At 61.6% G+C, this 22,715-nt stretch carries 20 protein-coding genes; 10 read left to right on the forward strand and 10 right to left on the reverse strand.

Annotation, left to right across the window (positions count from 1 at the left end; genetic code table 11):
* Window positions 1-4: 4 nt before the first annotated feature.
* The 3 genes from purL (at window position 5) to FFI16_RS02120 (ending at window position 4,828) form a co-directional block, all read left to right on the forward strand.
* Window positions 5-3,901 (forward strand): phosphoribosylformylglycinamidine synthase, encoded by a 3,897-nt coding sequence (purL, locus tag FFI16_RS02110; protein ID WP_138813963.1) that lies wholly within the window; start codon window positions 5-7, stop codon window positions 3,899-3,901.
* A 4-nt stretch (window positions 3,902-3,905) separates the two neighbouring features.
* Window positions 3,906-4,217 carry an NGG1p interacting factor NIF3 gene (locus FFI16_RS02115; protein ID WP_065930379.1) on the forward strand — a complete coding sequence of 104 codons (312 nt, stop codon included), beginning with the start codon at window positions 3,906-3,908 and terminating at the stop codon, window positions 4,215-4,217.
* A 335-nt stretch (window positions 4,218-4,552) separates the two neighbouring features.
* Window positions 4,553-4,828: a DUF6124 family protein gene (locus FFI16_RS02120; RefSeq protein WP_138815347.1), complete on the forward strand. Its 276-nt coding sequence runs from the start codon at window positions 4,553-4,555 to the stop codon at window positions 4,826-4,828.
* Window positions 4,829-4,930: 102 nt separating this feature from the next.
* On the opposite strand, the gene nagE is transcribed toward FFI16_RS02120, so the two are convergent.
* From nagE to FFI16_RS02155, 7 genes are all read right to left on the reverse strand, one after another.
* Window positions 4,931-6,637, reverse strand: coding sequence for an N-acetylglucosamine-specific PTS transporter subunit IIBC (gene nagE / locus FFI16_RS02125; RefSeq protein WP_138813964.1), 1,707 nt, complete (start codon window positions 6,635-6,637; stop codon window positions 4,931-4,933).
* Between the two features lie 26 nt (window positions 6,638-6,663).
* On the reverse strand, window positions 6,664-9,174 hold the full coding sequence (gene ptsP, locus FFI16_RS02130; RefSeq protein ID WP_138813965.1) for a phosphoenolpyruvate--protein phosphotransferase: 2,511 nt from the start codon (window positions 9,172-9,174) through the stop codon (window positions 6,664-6,666).
* Window positions 9,175-9,203: 29 nt separating this feature from the next.
* Complete coding sequence (locus FFI16_RS02135; protein WP_371923616.1) at window positions 9,204-10,214, reverse strand: SIS domain-containing protein; 1,011 nt, start codon at window positions 10,212-10,214, stop codon at window positions 9,204-9,206.
* On the reverse strand, window positions 10,207-11,313 hold the full coding sequence (nagA, locus tag FFI16_RS02140; RefSeq protein ID WP_138813966.1) for an N-acetylglucosamine-6-phosphate deacetylase: 1,107 nt from the start codon (window positions 11,311-11,313) through the stop codon (window positions 10,207-10,209). Before nagA ends, FFI16_RS02135 begins: the two co-directional genes overlap by 8 nt.
* A gap of 10 nt (window positions 11,314-11,323) precedes the next feature.
* Window positions 11,324-12,082, reverse strand: a complete 759-nt coding sequence (locus tag FFI16_RS02145) for a GntR family transcriptional regulator (protein WP_138813967.1) — start codon at window positions 12,080-12,082, stop codon at window positions 11,324-11,326.
* Window positions 12,083-12,353: 271 nt separating this feature from the next.
* Window positions 12,354-12,857 carry a murein L,D-transpeptidase family protein gene (locus FFI16_RS02150; protein WP_138813968.1) on the reverse strand — a complete coding sequence of 168 codons (504 nt, stop codon included), beginning with the start codon at window positions 12,855-12,857 and terminating at the stop codon, window positions 12,354-12,356.
* 39 nt (window positions 12,858-12,896) lie between these two features.
* Window positions 12,897-13,445: an NUDIX hydrolase gene (locus FFI16_RS02155; RefSeq protein WP_017139715.1), complete on the reverse strand. Its 549-nt coding sequence runs from the start codon at window positions 13,443-13,445 to the stop codon at window positions 12,897-12,899.
* Between the two features lie 146 nt (window positions 13,446-13,591).
* On the opposite strand from FFI16_RS02155, the gene FFI16_RS02160 reads away from it, so the two are divergent.
* The 5 genes from FFI16_RS02160 to purT all read left to right on the forward strand — a co-directional run bounded on the left by FFI16_RS02160 (window position 13,592) and on the right by purT (window position 16,768).
* Window positions 13,592-14,194, forward strand: coding sequence for a CoA pyrophosphatase (locus FFI16_RS02160; RefSeq protein WP_138813969.1), 603 nt, complete (start codon window positions 13,592-13,594; stop codon window positions 14,192-14,194).
* 35 nt (window positions 14,195-14,229) lie between these two features.
* A complete protein-coding gene (locus FFI16_RS02165) occupies window positions 14,230-14,754 on the forward strand; it encodes a gamma carbonic anhydrase family protein (protein WP_138813970.1) in 525 nt (174 codons plus the stop codon).
* Window positions 14,751-14,966, forward strand: coding sequence for a DUF1289 domain-containing protein (locus tag FFI16_RS02170; RefSeq protein ID WP_138449462.1), 216 nt, complete (start codon window positions 14,751-14,753; stop codon window positions 14,964-14,966). The genes FFI16_RS02165 and FFI16_RS02170 overlap by 4 nt, the downstream gene beginning before the upstream one ends.
* An 83-nt stretch (window positions 14,967-15,049) precedes the next feature.
* Window positions 15,050-15,517, forward strand: a complete 468-nt coding sequence (locus FFI16_RS02175) for a VUT family protein (protein WP_138813971.1) — start codon at window positions 15,050-15,052, stop codon at window positions 15,515-15,517.
* Between the two features lie 69 nt (window positions 15,518-15,586).
* Window positions 15,587-16,768, forward strand: coding sequence for a formate-dependent phosphoribosylglycinamide formyltransferase (gene purT / locus FFI16_RS02180; RefSeq protein WP_138813972.1), 1,182 nt, complete (start codon window positions 15,587-15,589; stop codon window positions 16,766-16,768).
* An 87-nt stretch (window positions 16,769-16,855) separates the two neighbouring features.
* Here purT and FFI16_RS02185 read toward each other — a convergent pair whose 3' ends face one another.
* From FFI16_RS02185 to FFI16_RS02195, 3 genes are all read right to left on the reverse strand, one after another.
* Window positions 16,856-18,166, reverse strand: coding sequence for an MFS transporter (locus FFI16_RS02185; RefSeq protein ID WP_138813973.1), 1,311 nt, complete (start codon window positions 18,164-18,166; stop codon window positions 16,856-16,858).
* A gap of 371 nt (window positions 18,167-18,537) precedes the next feature.
* The gene (locus FFI16_RS02190; protein ID WP_138813974.1) at window positions 18,538-19,776 is read right to left on the reverse strand and encodes a transporter associated domain-containing protein; all 1,239 of its coding nucleotides are present in this window, start codon (window positions 19,774-19,776) and stop codon (window positions 18,538-18,540) included.
* A 12-nt stretch (window positions 19,777-19,788) separates the two neighbouring features.
* The gene (locus tag FFI16_RS02195; protein ID WP_017139723.1) at window positions 19,789-20,601 is read right to left on the reverse strand and encodes an inner membrane protein YpjD; all 813 of its coding nucleotides are present in this window, start codon (window positions 20,599-20,601) and stop codon (window positions 19,789-19,791) included.
* A 233-nt stretch (window positions 20,602-20,834) separates the two neighbouring features.
* Between FFI16_RS02195 and ffh the strand changes: the two genes are divergently transcribed.
* Window positions 20,835-22,211 (forward strand): signal recognition particle protein, encoded by a 1,377-nt coding sequence (gene ffh, locus FFI16_RS02200; RefSeq protein ID WP_138813975.1) that lies wholly within the window; start codon window positions 20,835-20,837, stop codon window positions 22,209-22,211.
* Between the two features lie 251 nt (window positions 22,212-22,462).
* A complete protein-coding gene (rpsP, locus tag FFI16_RS02205; RefSeq protein ID WP_003175899.1) occupies window positions 22,463-22,714 on the forward strand; it encodes a 30S ribosomal protein S16 in 252 nt (83 codons plus the stop codon).
* The last annotated feature ends 1 nt before the right edge of the window (window position 22,715 follow it).

Raw genomic sequence — 22,715 nt, forward strand, 5'->3', positions numbered from 1 at the left:
GAAGATGTTGATCCTGCGCGGCGCTCCTGCCCTTTCTGCCTTTCGCCACAGCAAACTCCTTGAGCAACTGAGCCAAAAGGTTCCAGCTGTTACAGGCCTGTATGCTGAATTTGCTCACTTCGCCGACGTAACCGGCGTCTTGACCGCCGACGAACAGCAAGTGCTCGCACGCCTTCTGAAGTACGGCCCCAGCGTTCCCGTTCAAGAGCCGACTGGCCGCTTGTTCCTGGTTCTGCCGCGGTTCGGCACCATCTCGCCCTGGTCGAGCAAGGCCAGCGACATCGCCCGTAACTGCGGCCTGTCGAGCATCCAGCGCCTTGAGCGTGGCATCGCCTTCTACGTGGCTGGCCAGTTCAGCGACGCCGAAGCCGAGCTGATCGCCAGCAGCCTGCACGACCGCATGACCCAGATCATCGTCAGCCAGCTGGAACAGGCTGCCGGCCTGTTCAGCCACGCCGAGCCCAAGCCGCTCACCGCGATTGACGTGCTCGGCGGTGGCCGCGCCGCCCTCGAGAAGGCCAACACCGAACTGGGCCTGGCGCTCGCCGAAGACGAGATCGACTACCTGGTCGACGCCTTCAATGGCTTGCAGCGCAACCCGCACGACATCGAACTGATGATGTTTGCCCAGGCCAACTCCGAGCATTGCCGTCACAAGATCTTCAACGCCAGTTGGGATATCGACGGCCAAAGCCAGGAAAAAAGCCTGTTCGGCATGATCAAGAACACCTACGTGATGCACAGCGAAGGCGTTCTTTCTGCTTATAAGGACAACGCCTCGGTGATCGTCGGCTCCGTCGCCGGTCGTTTCTTCCCGGACCCTGAAACCCGCCAGTACGGCGCGGTGCAGGAGCCGGTGCACATCCTTATGAAGGTTGAGACCCACAACCACCCGACCGCGATTGCCCCGTTCCCGGGCGCAGCCACAGGTTCGGGCGGCGAAATCCGTGACGAAGGCGCCACCGGCCGTGGCGCCAAGCCAAAGGCTGGCCTCACCGGTTTCACTGTGTCGAACCTGCAGATCCCGGGCTTTGAACAGCCGTGGGAAGTGCCATACGGCAAGCCTGAGCGCATCGTTACCGCACTCGACATCATGATCGAAGGCCCGCTGGGCGGCGCCGCGTTCAACAACGAATTCGGGCGCCCGGCACTTACCGGCTACTTCCGTACGTTTGAACAATCCATCACCACCCCGCGTGGCGATGAAGTGCGCGGTTACCACAAGCCAATCATGTTGGCCGGCGGCATGGGCAACATCCGCGAAGAACACGTCAAGAAAGGCGAAATTCTGGTCGGCTCCAAGCTGATCGTGCTCGGCGGCCCGGCGATGTTGATCGGCCTGGGCGGCGGTGCAGCTTCCTCCATGGCCACCGGCACCAGCTCGGCGGACCTGGATTTTGCTTCGGTACAGCGCGAAAACCCGGAAATGGAACGCCGCTGCCAGGAAGTTATCGACCGTTGCTGGCAGTTGGGTGACAAGAACCCGATCAGCTTCATCCACGACGTCGGCGCCGGCGGTTTGTCCAACGCCTTCCCGGAACTGGTCAACGATGGCGACCGTGGTGGCCGTTTCGAATTGCGCAACATTCCAAACGACGAGCCGGGCATGGCCCCGCACGAAATCTGGAGTAACGAATCCCAGGAACGCTACGTACTGGCCGTTGGCCCTGAAGACTTCGCGCGCTTCCAGGCCATCTGCGAACGTGAGCGTTGCCCATTTGCCGTGGTCGGCGAAGCCACTGCTGAACCACAGCTGACGGTCACCGACAGCCATTTCGGCAACAGCCCGGTCGACATGCCGCTGGAAGTGCTGCTGGGCAAAGCCCCGCGTATGCACCGTTCGGCCGTGCGTGAAACCGAGCTGGGCGATGACTTCGACCCAAGCACGCTGGAACTGGCCGACAGCATCGAACGCGTGCTGCACCACCCGGCCGTGGCGAGCAAAAGCTTCCTGATCACCATCGGCGACCGCACCATCACCGGCCTGGTTGCCCGTGACCAAATGGTGGGTCCATGGCAGGTTCCGGTGGCCGACGTTGCCGTCACCGCCACCAGCTTTGACGTTTACACCGGTGAAGCCATGGCCATGGGCGAGCGTACGCCGCTGGCCCTGCTGGACGCCCCGGCGTCGGGCCGCATGGCCATTGGTGAAACTCTCACCAACATCGCCGCATCGCGCATTGGCAAGCTGTCCGACATTAAACTGTCGGCCAACTGGATGTCCGCTGCCGGTCACCCAGGTGAAGATGCGCGCCTGTACGACACCGTGAAGGCTGTCGGCATGGAGCTGTGCCCGGAGCTGGGTATCACCATTCCGGTGGGCAAGGACTCCATGTCCATGGCCACCCGTTGGAACGAAGACGGCACCGACAAGAGCGTCACCTCGCCGCTGTCGTTGATTGTTACCGGTTTTGCACCGGTCACCGACATCCGCCAGACCCTCACCCCGCAACTGCGCATGGACAAGGGCACCACCGATCTGATCCTGATCGACCTGGGCCGTGGCCAGAACCGCATGGGCGCCTCGATCCTCGCGCAAACCCACGGCAAGCTCGGCAAGCACGCGCCGGACGTGGATGACGCCGAAGACCTCAAAGCCTTCTTCGCCGTGATCCAGGGCCTGAACGCCGACGGCCACCTGCTGGCTTACCACGACCGTTCCGACGGTGGTTTGCTGACCAGCGTTGTCGAGATGGCGTTTGCCGGTCACTGCGGCCTGAACATCGTGCTCGACAGCGTTGCCGAGGATGCCGCCGAAATCAACGGCATCCTGTTCAACGAAGAGTTGGGCGCCGTGATCCAGGTTCGCCAGGACGCCACCCCGGACGTGCTCGCACAATTCAGCGCCGCTGGCCTGGACGACTGCGTAGCCGTGATTGGCCAGCCGATCAATAACGGCGAGATCAACATCTCCTTCAATGGCGATACCGTGTTTGCCGGCCAGCGCCGTCTGCTGCAACGCCAGTGGGCCGAGACCAGCTACCAGATCCAACGCCTGCGTGATAACGCCGACTGCGCCGAGCAGGAATTTGACGTGATCCTGGAAGAAGACAACCCGGGCCTGAGCACCAAGCTCAGCTTCGACGTCAACCAGGACATCGCCGCGCCTTACATCAAGAAAGGCATTCGCCCACAAGTTGCCGTATTGCGCGAGCAGGGCGTCAACGGCCAGGTGGAAATGGCGGCCGCGTTCGACCGTGCCGGCTTTAATGCGATCGACGTGCACATGAGCGACATCCTCGCCGGTCGCGTTGACCTCAACGAGTTCAAAGGCTTGGTCGCTTGTGGCGGTTTCTCCTACGGTGACGTGTTGGGTGCCGGTGAAGGCTGGGCTAAATCGGCCCTGTTCAACAGCCGTGCCCGCGATGCGTTCCAGGGTTTCTTCGAGCGCAACGACAGCTTCACCCTGGGTGTGTGCAACGGTTGCCAGATGATGTCCAACCTCAGCGAACTGATCCCGGGCAGCGAGTTCTGGCCGCACTTTGTGCGTAACCGTTCCGAGCAGTTCGAAGCCCGTGTCGCCATGGTGCAGGTGCAGGAATCCAACTCGATCTTCCTGCAAGGCATGGCCGGTTCGCGCATGCCGATCGCCATCGCCCACGGTGAAGGCCACGCGGAATTCTCCAGCGAAGAAGCCTTGCTTGAAGCCGATCTGTCCGGTTGCGTGGCCATGCGCTTCGTCGATAACCACGGCAAGGTCACCGAAAGCTACCCGGCCAACCCGAACGGCTCGCCGCGCGGGATCACCGGCCTTACCAGCCGCGACGGCCGCGTGACCATCATGATGCCGCACCCGGAGCGTGTATTCCGCGCCGTGCAGAACTCGTGGCGCCCGGAAGAGTGGAGCGAAGACGGCGCCTGGATGCGCATGTTCCGCAACGCCCGCGTGTGGGTGAACTAAGACGGTGTACAAGCTCGCCTTCTTCGTGCCCGCCAGCCATGTGGAGACGGTGAAAACCGCCGTCTTTGCAGCCGGTGGCGGGCGCATCGGCAACTACGACAGCTGCGCCTGGCAAGTGCTGGGCCAGGGCCAATTCCGCGCGTTGGACGGCAGCCAGCCGTTTCTCGGGCAAGTGGGCCAGGTTGAAGTGGTGGAAGAATGGAAGGTTGAGCTGGTGGTGGCCGATGAGTTGATTGTGGCTGTTGTGGCTGCTTTGAAACTCAGCCATCCGTATGAAACACCGGCTTATGAAGTGTGGCAGTTGGCGGATTTTTGATTCGCAGATTGCAGAAACGAGAAACCTGCTGGGCCAGTTTGGTCAGCGGGTTTTTTGTTGGCTGCAAGGGCCAATCGCAGGCAAGCCAGCTCCCACAGTTCGATCTGTGAATACCTTCAAAATGTGGGAGCTGGCTTGCCTGCGATGGCGTCGTGACAGGCGCCTCAGACCTTTCCCACAGGGTTTTCAGGTTGTCCCTCGGAACTGGCGGCACTAGTCTTCTCGGGTCGCCGCCAATGTGGCGACCGGGACTGCAAGCCTGAAAATTTCACCAGGAGCCTATTTCTGTATGGAGTTTTACGATGATCAGCGACAACTTACGACTTGATATAACCATGCCTAAAGCTGCGTCCCACCTAGCAGGCGATCAACCAACCGATCAAATCTTCTCCGTACTCCCCAACCTGAACAGCGAAGCCCTGCTCGCCAATGCCTCCCAAGACCTGGCCTCCGTACAGGCGCTGGCGGGCAATCTGGCTTTCGACATCGACGGCCCACAGCGTGATGCGGTGCTGGGGATTCATCGGATGCTGGAAGGTATCCAGTTGATGGTGGACCGGGTGTTGGATTTGAATGAAGTGCCCGAATTCAAATCATCCGGCGTCAGTTAAACCCATTCGCGAGCAAGCCCGCTCCCACATTTTGATCTGTGAACACATTCAAAATGTGGGAGCGGGCTTGCTCGCGAATAGGCCAAAACAGTCACCACACTTCTAAACCCGGGCGCCGACCTCACGCCCATTGACCAACCGCTCCAGTACCTCGCCCAATCCAGTGGCCTTGTCACCAATCAACAAATGCCAAACCCCGCTGTCCAGCTGGCTCACACCCTGGCAACCCAGCGCAGTCAGGTCCGCTTCAGACAGCACTGAATCATCCCCCAGTTCCACCCGCAACCGGGTCATCGCCACCGCCTCCAGCTGGCGCACATTCGCGCGACCGCCTAAAGCACTCAGCCACTTCTCGGCTTCCTGCACATTCACCGCAACCGGTTTATCCATAGGCTGGGCGGCCACTGGCGCACTGGCAACAAACGATGGCATCGCCAGGCGAATCTCATCGGCAATGCTGTCGGCCATCGGCCCAACCACCACCTGCAAACTCCCACCGTTACCCGGCCGCACCACGGCCATGGCGCCCAGTGCTTTCAACTCCGCATCCACCGCTTTGTTGCGATCCACCATGTCCAGGCGCAGACGCGTCGTGCACGCACCCACGCTCAGCAGATTCGCTGCACCCCCCAGCGCACGAATATAGGCACTGGCCCGCTGGTTATCGGTCATCACCTCAGCCTGCACCACTTGAATATCTTCACGCCCCGGCGTTTTCAGGTTGAACCGGCGAATGCAGTAGTTGAACACGCTGTAGTAGATCACCGCGTAAGCCAACCCCACCGGGAACACCAGCCAGCCATTGGTGGACTTGCCCCAACCGAGCACCATGTCGATAAAGCCACCGGAGAAGGTAAACCCGAGGTGGATATTCAGCATATTGGTCACGGCCATCGAAAGGCCGGTGAGTAGCGCGTGAATCAGGTACAAAAATGGCGCGAGGAACATAAACGCGAATTCAATCGGCTCGGTCACGCCCGTGAGAAACGAGGTCAGTGCCATCGACAGGAAAATCCCGCCCATGACCTTGCGGCGTTCCGGCAGTGCATTGCGGTACATCGCCAGGCACGCAGCGGGCAGGCCGAACAGCATGACCGGGAACATACCGGTCATGAACTGGCCGCCTTTCGGGTCGCCGGCAAAATAGCGGGTCAGGTCGCCAGTGACGATGGCGCCGGTGGTCGGGTCGGTAAAGCTGCCGAACACAAACCACGCCATGTTGTTGAGGATATGGTGCAGGCCGGTGACGATCAGCAGGCGGTTGAACACGCCAAACACGAACGCGCCAAAGCTGCCGCTTTCCATCAGCAGCACGCCAAAACTGTTGATGCCGTGCTGGATCGGCGGCCAGATCAGGCCAAAGATCACCCCCAGGGCGACCGCCGAAAACCCGGTGACAATCGGCACAAACCGTCGCCCACCAAAGAAGGCCAAATACTCCGGCAGCTTGATGTCCTTGAAGCGGTTATACAGCCCACCGGCCATCAAACCGCTGGCGATACCGGCGAGCATGCCCATGTTGATGGTGGTGTCCATCACCTTGAGTGTGGAGATCATCACCAGGTAACCAATCGCCCCGGCCAAACCGGCCGTGCCGTTATTGTCGCGGGCAAAACCCACGGCGATACCGATGGCGAAGATCAGCGCGAGGTTGGCGAAAATTGCTTGCCCGGCATCGTGCATCACCGCGATGTTCAAAAGGTCGGTGTCGCCCAGGCGCAGCAACAGGCCGGCGATCGGCAGAATCGCGATCGGCAGCATCAGCGCGCGGCCGAGGCGTTGCAGGCCTTCGATAAAGTGTTGGTACATGGCGTGTCTCCCTATTTTTGTTGTTTTCAGCTCAGCGGCCAGTGGTGTTGACAGGCTTGGCGAACGGCCTTGGCACTGCTCAGGTCGAGCAGGCCTTGGCTCAGTTGCCGGCATTGCGCCGCGTCCAGGTGGCGGACGCGGTCCTTGATTTCTCCGATTTGCGGCGGGCTTACTGACAGCTCACTCACACCCAGGCCAACCAGCACCGGCGTGGCCAGCGGGTCGGACGCCAGGGCGCCGCACACACCTACCCAACGCCCATGCTTGGCGGCGCCGGCGCAGGTTTGCGCGATCAAGCGCAGCAGCGCGGGGTGTAAGGCATCCACCCGTGCGGCGAGGCCCGCGTGGTCGCGGTCCATGGCCAGGGTGTACTGGGACAGGTCATTGGTGCCGATGGATAGAAAGTCTGCATGCCGCGCAAGCTGCTCGGCCATCAGTGCGGCGGCGGGCACTTCGATCATTACGCCCAGTTCCGGGCGCTGGGTCAGTTCCAGTTCGGCGCAGAGTTCATCCAGGCGCTGGCGGATTTGCAGCAATTCATCCACCTCGCTGACCATCGGCAGCAGGATGCGGCAACGCGCCAGCGGCGACACCTGCAGCAGCGCACGCAGTTGCTGGTCGAGCACGTCCGGGCGCACCTGGGCCAGGCGAATGCCGCGCAAGCCCAGCACCGGGTTGGCCTCAACCGGCAACGGCAGGTAGTCGAGTTGTTTGTCGCCGCCCACGTCGATGGTGCGGATGATCACCGACTTGTCGCCCATGGCATCCAGCACGGCCTGGTAGGCCTGGCGTTGCTCTTGCTCATCCGGCGCGGTGCGACGGTCGACAAACAGGAATTCGGTGCGCAGCAAGCCCACGCCATCGGCGCCGTTTTCAAACGCCACTTGCGCCTCGGCACTGGAGGCGACATTGGCCGCCACTTCAATACTCACGCCATCGCGGGTGTGCGCCGCTTGCTGGGCTTGGGCCTGTTGTTGCTGACGGCGCAGTTTCTGCGCATCGCGAATCTGGTGCACTTCGGCGTGGCGCGCGTCGCTGGGTGCCAGTTCCAGGCGACCGTTGGCCGCGTCCAGCACCACGCGTTGGCCTTGGGGTACGTCGAGCACGTCGGCGCCCAGCGCGACCACACAGGGCAAGCCTTTGCCTCGGGCCAGAATCGCGACGTGGGACGTTGCGCCACCTTCGGCCATGCAAATACCCACGGCGTTTTGTGCGCTCAGTTGCAGCAGGTCGGAGGGGGTCAGTTCATGGGCGCTGACAATCGCGCCGGCCGGCAATTCGAAGTGCCAGGTTTCGCCCAACAGCGCACGCAGTACCCGTTGTTGCAGGTCGCGCAGGTCGTTGGCGCGCTCGGCAAACAGCGGTTTGCCCAAGGCCAGCAACACCGCGCATTGCGCCTGGATCGCATCGCGCCAGGCGTGAGTGGCGGCGCTGCCTTGCTCGATGGCACCGGTGGCGGCGTCCAGCAGCGTGGGGTCTTCCAGCAGCGCCAGGTGGGCGGCGAAGATGTCTTCTTCTTCGACGTTCTTGCGTTGGCGTGCATGCTCAAGGGTGCTGCGGATTTCGCCGCGCACTTGCTCCAGCGCGGTGTCCAGGCGCTGCAGTTGTTCGTCGGCGACATGCTTGCCCGTGTCTTGCGGCAGTTCGATACCGGTGAGGCGAAACAGTGGCCCGCAGACCAAGCCGGGCGCGGCGCACACGCCTTGCAACACACCGGCTTCGGTATTCGCCCGACGCGCAGCCACGGCTACCGGCGCGTGGTGTTCTTCACTGACGGCAACCGAGAGTGCGGCCACCAACGCCTGCAACGCCGCCTCGCAATCCTTGCCGCGACAGGTGATGCGTACTTCATCACCTTCACCAATACCCAGCCCCATCAAGCCAATCAGGCTGTCGCACGGCGCCGACTTACCAGCGAAGTGCAACTCAGCATGGCTGCTGAACCCTTGCGCGGTCTTGCGCACCAGTGCGGCGGGGCGTGCATGCAAACCGCCACGGTGGGTAATGCGCACGCTGGCGCGCACTTCGGTGACCGAGTTATCCACAGCCGTCTGCAATGGGACTGCCGAGCGCGCCACAATGTGCAGTAACGGCTCACCGACCTTGACGATTTTTCCTGCCACCGGCCGTAGCTCAAAACCCTCGCCATTGGTGAGGATGATCAGGCTGACCAGGCTTTTGCACTGGCGCGCAATGCGGTCCAGATCAAACTGCACCAGCGCCTGGCCCTGGCTCACCCGTGCGCCTTCCTTGACCAGCAGGGCAAAGCCTTCGCCGTTCAATTCCACGGTGTCGATGCCTACGTGCATCAATAATTCGGCGCCGTTGTCGGCACGAATCGTCAGTGCATGCCCGGTGCGCGCAACGTGGATGATCACGCCATCACAGGGCGCGTGCAGGCAGTCGTTCAGCGGGTCGATGGCAATACCGTCGCCCATGGCACCACTGGCGAACACTTCATCGGGAACGTTGCCCAGGGTCAGCACCGGGCCACTGAGTGGGGCGCTTAGGGTTAATTCATTATTGTTGTAGGACATGGGCACGGTACTCATCAGGAAAACGCGACTCAGTGAGTGCGGGTAACTTTGCTCAGGTGGCGCGGCTGGTCCGGGTCCATGCCGCGGGCCTCCGCCAGGCCGGCGGCCATCACGTAGAAACTTTGGATCGCCAGGATCGGGTCCAGGCTCGGGTGTTCGGCGCGGCTCAGGGTCAGGTCGCGTTCAACGATATCGTCCGGCGCGGCCAGCAAGACGCGGGCGCCGCGTTGACGCATATCGGCGGCCAGGCTCAGCAGGCCGGCCTGCTCGGCGCCGCGTGGGGCGAACACCAGCAGTGGGTAGTTTTCATCGATCAAGGCCATCGGCCCGTGGCGCACTTCGGCGCTGCTGAAGGCTTCGGCCTGGATCGCCGAGGTTTCCTTGAGCTTGAGCGCAGCTTCCTGGGCGATGGCAAAACCGGCGCCACGGCCGATCACAATCAGGCGCTGGCTGCTGCGTAGCGCCTCGATGGCTGGCGTCCAATCCTGGGTGGCGGCTTCGCGCAAACCGTCGGGCAACGCCTGGCAGGCTTGCAGCAGCAACAGGTCCTGGTTCCAGTGGCCGATCAACTGCGCGCTGGCGCTTAAGGTGGCGATAAAGCTCTTGGTTGCGGCGACACTCTGCTCCGGGCCGGCGCACAACGGCACATGGAATTCACACGCGGCTTCCAGTGGCGAGTCTTCGGCGTTGACCATCGAAATGCTCAAGGCCCCGCGTTTACGCAGCAGGCGCAGGCTGTTGACCAAATCCGGGCTTTGCCCAGACTGGGAGAAACCGAACGCCACCTGGCCGCTGACCTTCAACGGCGCTTGCAGCAAGGTCACCACCGACATCGGCAACGACGCCACCGGTATGCCCACATGCTGCATGGCCAGATAGGCAAAGTAGCTGGCGGCGTGGTCCGAACTGCCACGGGCGATGGTCATCGCCACTTGTGGCGGCTGACGGCGCAGGCGCCCGGCAACTTCCTCCAGCATCGGGTTGAGGCGCTGCAGTTGGGCCTCGACGGCGTGACAGGAGGCCAGGGCCTCTTCAAGCATTTTTGAAGTCAATGGTTTCTCCTTCGACCATTACGTCGGTGAGTGTCAGGGAGCGGTCCAGGCGCACGCAGTCGGCAAAGCTGCCGGGTTGCAGGCGCCCGCGTTCTTCCAGGCCCAGGTAGTCCGCAGGAAATTGCGACAGGCGTTGTGAGGCTTCGCTGATCGGCAGGCCGATTTTCACCAGGTTACGCAGCGCCTGATCCATGGTCAGGGTGCTGCCGGCCAAGGTGCCGTCGGCCAGGCGCACGCCGCCCAGGCATTTGGTCACGGTGTGGCTGCCCAGCTTGTATTCGCCGTCGGGCATGCCGGCGGCGGCGGTGGAGTCGGTGACGCAGTACAGGCATGGGATCGAGCGCAGCGCCACACGCATGGCGCCGGGATGCACGTGCAGCAAATCCGGGATCAATTCGGCGTACTGGGCGTGGGCCAATGCGGCGCCGACGATCCCCGGCTCGCGGTGATGCAGCGGGCTCATGGCGTTATACAAATGCGTGAAGCTGGTGGCTCCGGCGGCGAGGGCGGCGACGCCTTCTTCGTAGCTGCCCAGGGTGTGGCCGATCTGCATGCGCACGCCGCGTTCGCTGAGGGCGCGGATCAAGGCATCGTGGCCGGCGATTTCCGGAGCAATGGTGATCACCCGGATCGGCGCCAGGCGCAGGTAGGCTTCCACTTCGGCCATCAATGCGGTGTGGGCAAAGTTGGGCTGCGCGCCGAGTTTTCCCGGATTGATGTAGGGCCCTTCCAGGTGCACGCCGAGAACCCGGGCGCTGCCTGTAGGACGCTGCTCGCAGAACGTGCCGAGCTCGCCGAGCACGCGGGAGATTTCATCCACCGGTGCTGTCATGGTTGTGGCCAGCAGCGACGTCGTGCCAAAGCGCACGTGGGTGCGGGTGATGGTCTCGAAGGCGTCGGTGCCTTCCATGATGTCTTTGCCGCCACCGCCGTGAACGTGCAGGTCGATAAAGCCCGGCAGCAGGTAGGGCAGGTCATTGTCGGTCGGGTCGCACGGTGTGCCGTCGATGGCGACCACCTTGCCGTGTTCGTGCACCAGGCGGCCGCGAATCCAGCCGTGGGGCGTGAGGATGTTGTCTTCGGACATGGGCAGTTCTCTAAACTCGCAGTTCAGCGGAGTAATCATTGCGGCGCAGCTCTGCGACGAAGTCGTAGTAGTCGTTGCGGCAATAGGTGTCGGTGATTTCAATCGGCGTGTTGTCGGCGGTGTAGCCCACACGGGTCATCAGCAGCATGGCGGTGCCGGGGGCAATGCCCACCAGCTTGGCGAACTCATCGGAGGCATTGATCGCCTGGATATGTTGCAGCGCGCGCACCACCGGTTTGCCGATACTTTCCAGGTATTCGTACAGCGAATTGCCGATGGCTTGCGGGTTTGGCAGCACCGAGGCGGGCATGGCGGTCATTTCAATCGCCATCACGGTGTCATCGGCTTTACGCAGACGCTTGAGGCGCGCCACTTTGTCGGTGGGCGACAGGGCCAGGCGGATCAGTTCTTCGTGGGTCGGCGGGGTGATGTCGCGCTCCAGCCACTGGGACGTGGGCACAAAGCCTTTGAGGCGCAACATCTCGCTGAACCCCGACAGGCGCGACAGCGGTTGTTCCAGGCGCGGGGTGATAAAGGTCCCGGAACCCTGGCTGCGGCGAATCAAACCTTGGGCAAACAGCACTTCCAGGGCTTTACGCGCGGTGACCCGGGAAATACTCAGTTGCTCACTAAGGACCCGTTCCGACGGCAAGGCCTGCTCGGATTTCCACTCGCCGGCATGGATCGCTGCTTCGAGCTTGCGGGCCAATTGCAGGTACAGCGGCGTGGACTGTTTGTCGTCGGGGCGCAGCGCCAGTATGGGATTCATCTGTCAGGTTTCCGATGCGTTATTGGAGTGTTGTCGCCCGGTATTGAGCGAAAATTAATACCACTTAAATACCATGTCAATGCAGCCAAAACAGTGCCGACGCCTGTTTTAACGCGCAGTTATGGTGCCTGGTATCAAGTGGTATTAGAGAGGTCTTTAGTGCGCGCAGAATTGCGCAGCCCGCGCAGTGAACTGGTATTCACCGGCAGGCGCTATCCTGGGCAGGATTTTTTTTGAATTATTTTTGACTTATTTTACGAGCGGTACGCGATTACGGACGAATCTCGATCATCGTGCCGTCTTTGACCAGGTTCCAGACTTCGCGCATGTCCACGTTGCGCATGCCGATGCAACCGTCGGTCCAGTCCAGGGTGTGAAACCACTGTTCCGGGTATTCCTCGGTGTCGGGGGTGCCGTGGATCATGATCATACTGCCGGGTTTCACGCCTTCGCGGCGCGCGCGGGCCGAGTCACTGATATTGGGGTAGGAGATGTGCATGGCCAGGTTGAAGCGGTCGCTGGTCTTGCGCCAGTCGATCCAGTAGAAGCCCTCTGGCGTGCGACGGTCGCCTTCCATCAGTTTGGTGCCCTTGGGGTTTTTACCGAGCGAGATGCGATAGGTCTTCAGCGGTTTGCCGTCGTTAATCAGTTGCAACTGATGGGCGGACTTGAGCACCAGGATTTTCTCGACCGGTTTGCCGCCGAGGGTTTCCAGCGTGGAGGCCGAGGACAGGGTAGCGAACGACAGGCAGATCAGAGCGAGCAACCAACGCATTAAAACGGTTTCCCTTGTAGAAGGTGCTGCCTGGAATTGTTATTTGGCTGGCCGCGTCATCGGCGGCACCGACTCGCTGCGCACCGGGAACAGCTGTTGCCTGCGGTCAGCGAAGAAGCATTCTAAGGTACGCCCGACCGTGCGAAAAGCCAGCTCGGACCAAGGGATGTCGGCTTCATCAAACAGCTTCACTTCAAGGCTTTCGGGGCCTGCGGCGAAGTCCAGGTCGACCAGTTCGGCGCGGTAGAAGATATGCACCTGGCTGATATGCGGCACATCGATCAGCGTATAGATGCTCAGGTTGCGCACGCGGGCGCAGGCTTCTTCCAGGGTTTCGCGGGCGGCGGCCTGCTCTACGGTTTCGCCGTTTTCCATAAAGCCTGCGGGCAGGGTCCAGTAACCCAGGCGCGGTTCGATGGCGCGGCGGCACAGCAGCACTTTATCGCCCCACACTGGCACGGTGCCGGCAACGATATTGGGGTTCTGGTAATGAATGGTCGAGCAGTGATCACACACGTAGCGCAGGCGGCCGTCGCCTTCGGGAATGCGTTGGGTAACCGGTTTACCGCACTGGCTGCAGAAATTCATGCTGGGGTTCCTGGAAAGTGCGTCTATCTTGGCGTGGCGGGCAGGGCGCTGCAAGTTGTCGTTTAGCGACACACCGGTGGTTTTGGGGTTGGGCGCCTGCCAGCTTTGGTGCATGATGCAAGGTAGCCAACAGACCGAGATGACTCATGCTGGACGAGCTACTTCGCCGGGTAAGCAATCACACCCCCCACACCTTGGAAACTGACGGGCGTTTCCCCGAGGCCGCGGTGTTGGTGCCGGTTACCCGCAGCGACGAACCCGAACTGATCCTGACCCTGCGCGCCAGCGGCCTGTCGACCCACGGCGGCGAAGTGGCGTTTCCCGGAGGGCGGCGTGACCCCGAAGACCCGGACCTGATCTTTACTGCGCTGCGCGAAGCCGAAGAAGAAATCGGCCTGCCACCCGGCCTGGTGGAAGTGATCGGCCCGTTAAGCCCGCTGATTTCTCTGCACGGCATTCGTGTAACGCCCTATGTCGGTGTGATCCCCGATTACGTCGAATACCTGGCCAACGATGCCGAGATCGCCGCCGTGTTCAGCGTGCCGCTGGAGTTTTTCCGCCAGGACCCGCGCGAACACACCCACCGCATCGATTACCAGGGCCGCAGTTGGTATGTGCCCAGCTACCGATTTGGCGAATACAAGATCTGGGGGCTGACGGCAATCATGATCGTGGAGCTGATTAACCTGCTCTATGACGACGCCAAGATCAGCCTGCACCAGCCGCCTAAAAGCTTTATCAATATCTAAGCCATCGCTTGAATGGCCTGCCGTGAGGACAAACCATGAAATACCGCCTGGGCGACGCCCGCGTAGAGACGCATCCGCAAAGCTGGGTGGCACCGAATGCCACACTGGTTGGCAAGGTCAAGCTGGAAGAGGGCGCCAACGTCTGGTTTAACGCGGTGTTGCGTGGCGACAACGAACTGATCCTGATCGGCAAGAACAGCAATGTGCAGGACGGCAGTGTGATGCACACCGACATGGGCTACCCGCTGACCCTGGGCACCGGCGTGACCATCGGCCATAACGCCATGCTGCACGGCTGCACCGTCGATGACTACAGCCTGATCGGCATCAACGCGGTGATCCTCAACGGCGCCAAGATCGGCAAACATTGCATCATCGGCGCCAACTCGCTGATTGGCGAAGGCAAGGAAATCCCCGATGGCTCGTTGGTGATGGGCTCGCCGGGCAAGGTGGTGCGTGAGCTGACCGAGGCGCAGAAGCGCATGCTCGAAGCCAGCGCCGCGCACTATGTGCATAACGCGCAGCGCTATGCGCGTGACCTGGTTGAGCAGGAACAATGAACCCTGTTGAACGCCCCGTCGCCTCGCCCTGCGTGAGCATTTGTGCGCTGGACGATGACGACATTTGCACCGGCTGCCAGCGTACGGTGGATGAGATTACGCGCTGGAGCCGCATGGACAATGCCGAGCGCCGGGTGGTGTTGGGGTTGTGCCATGAGCGGGCGATGGCGAGTGGGTTGGTGTGGATGATGCCCGGCAAATCTGGGGCCTGAGCGACCGCTATCGCAGGCAAGCCCAGACGACATATTTCCAAATGTGAAGTAACCTGTGTCGATTGTTCACAGGTCCATCCCCCATGCTCTTCCTGATCGCCTACATCAGCAGCGTCGTGCTGATCAACTTCGCTTTCTCCACCGCCCCGCACCTGGATGTCATCTGGTCCGCCTGGGGTGGCCTGGTGTTTATCCTGCGCGACATGGTGCAAACCCGCTTCGGCCATGGCGCGATCATCGCCATGCTGGCGGCGCTGGTGCTGTCGTATATCACCTCCGACCCATCCATCGCCCTGGCCAGCGCCACGGCGTTTGCGGTGTCCGAGTGCATCGACTGGCTGGTGTTCAGCATCACCAAGCGCCCGCTGCACGACCGCCTGTGGATAAGTTCGGCGCTGAGCATTCCCCTCGATACCTTTATTTTCTTCGGCTTGATCGGCGCGCTCACACCGGCAGTGGCCGGCACCGCGCTGGTGTCGAAATTTGCCGGGGTCACGGTGGTGTGGCTGATCATGGCCTGGCGCATGCGCAAACGGGCTGTCGTCAACTGAGGCCAATTTTTACAGTTCATGTAAAATGCCGGCCTTTCTCCCCATGATCCGCTCCCCTGAGGACCTGAGATGACCCGAATCGGAACTCCATTGTCGCCAACCGCGACCCGCGTTTTGCTGTGTGGCTGCGGTGAGCTGGGCAAGGAAGTGGTAATCGAACTGCAACGCCTGGGCGTTGAAGTGATTGCCGTGGATCGCTACGCCAACGCGCCGGCCATGCAGGTGGCTCACCGTAGCCACGTGATCAACATGCTCGACGGTGCCGCCCTGCGTGCGGTGATCGAGGCCGAGAAGCCGCACTTTATCGTGCCGGAAATCGAAGCCATCGCTACTGCCACGCTGGTGGAACTGGAGGCCGAAGGCTTCACCGTGATCCCGACCGCGCGCGCCACCTCGCTGACCATGAACCGCGAAGGCATCCGTCGCCTGGCCGCCGAGGAGCTGGACCTGCCGACCTCGCCGTACCACTTCGCCGACACCTTCGAAGACTACAGCAAGGCCGTGCAAGACCTGGGCTTCCCGTGTGTGGTCAAGCCGGTGATGAGTTCGTCGGGCAAGGGCCAGAGCCTGCTGCGCAGCACCGATGATGTCCAAAAAGCCTGGGATTACGCCCAAGAAGGTGGACGTGCCGGCAAAGGCCGCGTGATCATCGAAGGCTTTATCGACTTCGACTACGAAATCACCCTGCTGACCGTGCGTCACATTGGCGGCACCACCTTCTGCGCGCCGGTCGGCCACCGTCAGGAGAAGGGCGATTATCAGGAATCCTGGCAGCCGCAAGCCATGAGCCCGATTGCCCTGGCCGAATCCGAGCGCGTTGCCAAAGCCGTGACTGAAGCGTTGGGTGGCCGTGGCCTGTTTGGCGTGGAGTTGTTCATCAAGGGCGATCAGGTGTGGTTCAGCGAAGTGTCGCCGCGCCCGCATGACACCGGTTTGGTGACCCTGATCTCCCAGGACTTGTCGCAGTTCGCGCTGCATGCGCGCGCCATCCTGGGCCTGCCGATTCCGTTGATCCGCCAGTTCGGGCCTTCGGCTTCGGCGGTGATTCTGGTGGAAGGGCAGTCGACCCAGACGGCGTTCGCCAACCTCGGTGCGGCCTTGAGCGAGCCGGACACGGCGCTGCGTTTGTTTGGCAAGCCGCAAGTGAATGGCCAGCGCCGCATGGGCGTGGCGTTGGCGCGGGATGAGTCGATTGAAGCGGCTCGGGCTAAAGCAACCCGTGCCTCCAAGGCTGTTGTTGTAGAGCTGTAACCGCGTCGCGCCCTTCGCGAGCAAGCCCGCTCCCACATTTGGAATGCATTTCCATGTGGGAGCGGGCTTGCTCGCGAAAGCGGTCTATCAGGCGACCTTGTTCAAATCATTATCCCGCGTCTCTTTCAGGCACAGCACAGCAATCAAGCTGAGCAACGCTGCCGCCGACACATACCCGCCGACATAACTCAGCCCACCCATCGCCACCAGCTTGGTTGCGAAAAACGGTGCGGCCGATGCGCCGACAATCCCACCGAGGTTATACGCCGCCGAAGCGCCGGTATAACGCACGCGGGTCGGGAACAGTTCCGGCAGCATGGCGCCCATCGGCGCGAAGGTCACGCCCATCAGAAACAGCTCCAGCGCCAGGAACAACGCCACGGCCCAGGTTGAACCGTGGGTCAGCAAGGGCTCCATGGTGAAACCCGACAAAATCGCCAGCACCGCGCCGACGATCAGCACCGGCTTGCGCCCGTAACGATCGCTGGCCAAGGCCGCCAACGGCGTGGCCAGGCCCATGAACAGCACCGCAAAGCACAGCAAGCCGAGGAACATCTCACGGCTGTAGCCCAGGGTCGAAACCCCGTAGCTCAGGGAAAATGCGGTGGTGATGTAAAACAGCGCATAGCACACCACCATCGACGCGGCGCCCAGCAGTACCGGCAGCCAGTGCTGGCTGAACAGCTCTACCAACGGCACTTTTACCGGCGCCTCTTTGGCCACGGCGTTGGCGAACACCGGCGTTTCATGCAGCTTAAGCCGCGCATACAGGCCGACCATCACCAGCGCTGCGCTGAGGATGAACGGGATGCGCCAGCCCCAGCTGCGGAACTGTTCGTCGTTGAGGCTCATGGCCAGGATCAGGAACAGGCCGTTGGCCGCCAAAAAGCCGATTGATGGGCCGAGTTGCGGGAACATGCCAAACCAGGCGCGCTTGCCCTTTGGTGCGTTTTCGGTGGCCAGCAACGCCGCGCCGCCCCATTCGCCGCCAAGCCCCAGGCCCTGGCCAAAGCGCAGCACGCACAACAGGATCGGCGCCCAGGCACCGATGCTGTCATAGCCCGGCAGCAAGCCGATCAGCGTGGTACATACGCCCATCAGCAGCAGCGAGGCCACCAGCGTGGATTTGCGCCCGATGCGGTCGCCAAAGTGGCCGAACAGCGCCGAACCCAGCGGGCGGGCAATAAAGGCGATGCCGAAGGTCAGGAACGACGCCAGCATCTGCGCGGTGCCGGAGGTCTGCGGGAAGAACACCGGGCCAATCACCAGTGCCGCAGCGGTGGCGTATATATAGAAATCGTAGAACTCGATGGCGGTGCCGACGATGCTCGCCGTGGCGACCCGTGCGGTCGAGTTGAGCGGGGCGGCGGTGGCGGCCTCGTTGTAGGTGGTGCTCATTGAGGTATCCCTGACGGTCATTGCGCGTTCTTACGCGGATTTTTATTGGTCGAACACCCATGGATCAGGGTTATAAACGGGGCGGCTCGGGATGGGAGCAAACACCGGTCAGACACGGTAAAGCGCTGCCTGGACGCGCTGAGTGCGGGTAGCACGCGGTCGGGCGGGGCTTGGGTAAGCCGAGCCGATTATAGGAAGGGGTTTGAATATACAACAAGGGGGCTGACACGCTGCAAATCGAAATGTGGGGGCGGGCTTGTGTGGGAGCTGGCTTGCCTGCGATGGCATCAACTCGGTTTAACTGAATGATCGAGGCGCCTGCATCGCAGGCAAGCCAGCTCCCACATTGGACCGAGTGTTGTCAGGGGAGGTTACGCAGCCACCGGCACGCGGCTGGTATGCCAGATCAGCACTTTACTCACGCGGTTGTCCTCGGTCTCGAGGATTTCCAGGCGGTAGCGGCCGATTTTCAGGCACACCGCGCAGTCCGGAATAGTCTCCAGCGCCTCGGTGACCAGGCCGTTGAGGGTCTTGGGGCCGTCGCTGGGCAGGTGCCAGCCCAGGCTTTTGTTCAGTTCGCGGATCGAGGCGGCGCCGTCGATGATGTAGCGGCCATCGGGTTGGGCTTCGATGTGGGGGTTATCCACAGCCTGGTCGCTTTCGAATTCGCCGACAATTTCTTCGAGGATATCTTCCAGGGTGACGATGCCCAGCACTTCGCCGTATTCGTCCACCACCATGCCCAGGCGCCGTTGCTGTTTATGGAAGTTCAGCAACTGCAATTGCAGCGGCGTGCTTTCCGGCACGAAGTAGGGTTCGTGGCAGGCGGCGAGCAAGGCTTCTTTGGTCAGGCTGGCATCGGGCAGCAAGTGCTGGATCTGGCGAGTGTTGAGCACCGCTTCGACCTGGTTGATGTCGCTGTGAAACACCGGCAGGCGCGTGCGCTGGGACGTGCGCAGTTGCTCGATGATGGCTTCGACCGAGTCATCCAGGTTGATGCCGTCCACTTCACTGCGCGGCACCAGGATGTCGTTGACCGTGATGTTGTCCAGGGCGTGGATGCCGGGCAGGCCGGGCGTGCGATTGTCGTTGGCCTCGGGCTCCGGTTCGTCGTCATGCTCGGGCAGCGGCTCGTCGCTTTTCTTTACCACGCCGGGTTTACGTGCAAACGGGCGCAACAACAACAGGCTGATGCCATTGAGCAGCCAGGCCAGCGGCGCGAGGATTTTCAGCGGTACGCCCAGCAGCGTGTTGCCAAAGCCCAGTATGGTGTGGGGGTGACGGACGGCGAGGGCGCGGGGCAGGTAGTCGGCGAGCACCAGCAGCATCGCGCAGGAGATCAACCAGCCGAGCCACGGGCCGTTTTGCGCCCAGGCATAAATCGCCAGCAACGTGCACAGGATCACCACGGCCGCGCGGCACAAGCTGTTACACAGGATCAGGCTGTTACGCGGGAAGTTCAGGCGGGCGGCGGCCTTGTCGCCTTGGCGTGTGCCGGGGCGTATGGCCAGCAGGTGCTGTTGTGCAGCTTCAATGGCGGTAAACAGCGCCGCCCATAAAATCAGCAGGGCGATTACCGCGAGCATCGGCCCAAGGGGCAAGTTGTCCATTATGGCTGCCCGTCAGATATGCAGGATGTATTCGCGAACCAGCTTGCTGCCGAAGTAGGCCAGCATCAGCAGGCAGAAACCGGCCAGGGTCCAGCGGATCGCCTTGTGCCCACGCCAGCCGAGACGGTTACGCCCCCACAGCAGCACGCTGAACACCACCCAGGCCAGGCACGCCAGCAGGGTTTTGTGCACCAGGTGCTGGGCGAACAGGTTCTCGACGAACAGCCAGCCGGAGATCAGCGACAGCGACAGCAGCGTCCAGCCGGCCCAGAGGAACCCAAACAGCAGGCTTTCCATGGTTTGCAGCGGCGGGAAGTTCTTGATCAGCCCGGACGGGTGCTTGTTCTTAAGCTGGTGATCCTGCAGCAGCAGGAGCAAGGCCTGGAACACCGCGATGGTGAACATGCCGTAGGCCAGGATCGACAACAGGATGTGCGCAAGGATGCCTGGCTCTTCGTCAATCACCTGTACGGTGCCGGTCGGCGTGAATTGCGCCAGCAGCACGGTGAGCATTCCCAGCGGGAATAGCAGCACCAACAGGTTTTCGACCGGGATGCGGTAGCAGGCCAGCAGGGTCAGCGCGATGACGGCAGCGGCGATCAGGCTGGCGGCGCTGAAAAAGTCCAGGCCCAGGCCGACCGGGGTCATCAGGTGGGTGAACAGGCTCGCAGCGTGGGCCAGCAGGGCGACGACGCCCAGGCCAACCAGCAGACGTTTGTCCGCTTTAGTGCCTTGGGCCAGACGAGTGCCCTGATAGAGAGTCGCAGCGGCATATAAAAGGGCGGCGGCGAGGCTGGGTAGCAAACTGGGTGACAAGGGGACCATAAATCCTGATAGACAAGCCCGAAAGGCGCTGAGTTTGGCACACACCTGCGCTGCACGAAAGACTCCCGGGCCAGACAGCGCGTGTGCAGCGGCGCAGTCTTCGCTATAATCCGCGACCTGCCCACGCCGCAGGCTTGCTGAGCGCTGTTTTTAATAGCGATTTACCGCAGCCTGGGCCGCCATTACCTCGGTCACCACTGCATTTCGATGAATAGGGCCTGAAAGGATCGCGCATGTTTGAAAACTTGACTGACCGTCTCTCGCAGACGCTGCGCCATGTCACCGGCAAGGCCAAGCTGACCGAGGACAATATTAAAGACACCCTGCGTGAAGTGCGCATGGCGTTGCTGGAAGCCGACGTGGCCTTGCCTGTGGTCAAGGACTTCGTCAACTCGGTCAAAGAGCGCGCAGTGGGCACCGAAGTGTCCCGCAGCCTGACGCCGGGCCAGGCTTTTGTGAAGATCGTCCAGGTCGAACTCGAAAGCCTGATGGGCGCCGCCAACGAAGATTTGAACCTCAGCGCCGTGCCACCGGCCGTCGTGCTGATGGCCGGTCTGCAGGGTGCGGGTAAAACCACCACCGCCGGCAAGCTGGCGCGCTTCCTTAAAGAGCGCAAGAAGAAGTCGGTAATGGTGGTATCGGCTGACGTGTACCGTCCGGCCGCGATCAAGCAGCTGGAAATGCTCGCGGGCGAAGTGGGTGTGACCTTCTTCCCGTCCGACCTGAGCCAGAAGCCGGTCGACATTGCCAACGCGGCTATTAAAGAAGCCAAGCTCAAATTCATCGACGTGGTTATCGTCGATACCGCCGGTCGCCTGCACATCGACGAAGAGATGATGGGCGAGATCAAGGCGCTGCATGCCGCGATCAACCCGGTCGAGACGCTGTTCGTGGTCGACGCCATGACCGGCCAGGATGCGGCCAACACCGCCAAGGCCTTCGGCGACGCATTGCCGCTGACTGGCGTGATCCTGACCAAGGTCGACGGTGACGCCCGTGGCGGTGCCGCGCTGTCGGTACGCGCCATCACCGGTAAGCCGATCAAGTTCATCGGTATGGGCGAGAAGAGCGAAGCGCTCGAGCCGTTCCACCCTGAGCGTATCGCCTCACGCATTCTCGGCATGGGCGACGTGCTCAGCCTGATCGAGCAGGCCGAAGCCACGCTCGACAAAGACAAGGCCGACAAGCTGGCCAAAAAGCTGAAGAAGGGCAAGGGCTTCGACCTCGAAGACTTCCGTGATCAGCTGCAACAGATGAAGAACATGGGCGGCCTTGGCGGCCTGATGGACAAGCTGCCGAACATCGGCGGTGTGAACCTGGCGCAAATGGGCAATGCCCAGGGCGCGGCAGAGAAGCAGTTCAAGCAGATGGAAGCCATCATCAACTCCATGACCCCGGCCGAGCGCCGCGACCCTGAGCTGATCAGCGGTTCGCGCAAACGTCGGATCGCCATGGGCTCCGGCACTCAGGTGCAGGACATCGGTCGCTTGATCAAGCAGCACAAGCAGATGCAGAAGATGATGAAGAAATTCTCCGCCAAAGGCGGCATGGCCAAGATGATGCGCGGCATGGGCGGTATGTTGCCCGGCGGCGGCATGCCGAAAATGTAAAGTATTCGAGCGCAAGTCTTGCTTGCGCTCCGACCCACAAGGACGTGGGATCTCCAGCAAACCCGCGGTTAGCGGGAGCTGACTCGCCGTTTTAACCGACGGCTCTATAGCAGATCTGAGTGGCACGCTGATAGGCGCCAGAAAAAGACATTTGCAAAAGTCCGGATATTCCTTAGAATATGCGGCCTTTCGGGCACCTATGCCCGCTGTGCATTTAGATTTGCAGCACCGACTACAGGAACGATGTTCACATGCTAACAATCCGTCTTGCCCTTGGCGGCTCCAAAAAGCGCCCGTTTTACCACTTGACCGTAACCGACAGCCGCAATCCGCGCGACGGTTCGCACAAGGAACAGGTTGGTTTCTTCAACCCTGTTGCTCGTGGTCAAGAAGTTCGTCTGTCCGTGAACCAAGAGCGCGTAGCCTACTGGCTGAGCGTTGGCGCACAGCCATCCGAGCGCGTTGCAAAACTGTTGAAGGACTCGGCTAAGGCCGCAGCCTGAG

This window comes from Pseudomonas sp. KBS0710, assembly GCF_005938045.2.
GTDB lineage: Bacteria > Pseudomonadota > Gammaproteobacteria > Pseudomonadales > Pseudomonadaceae > Aquipseudomonas.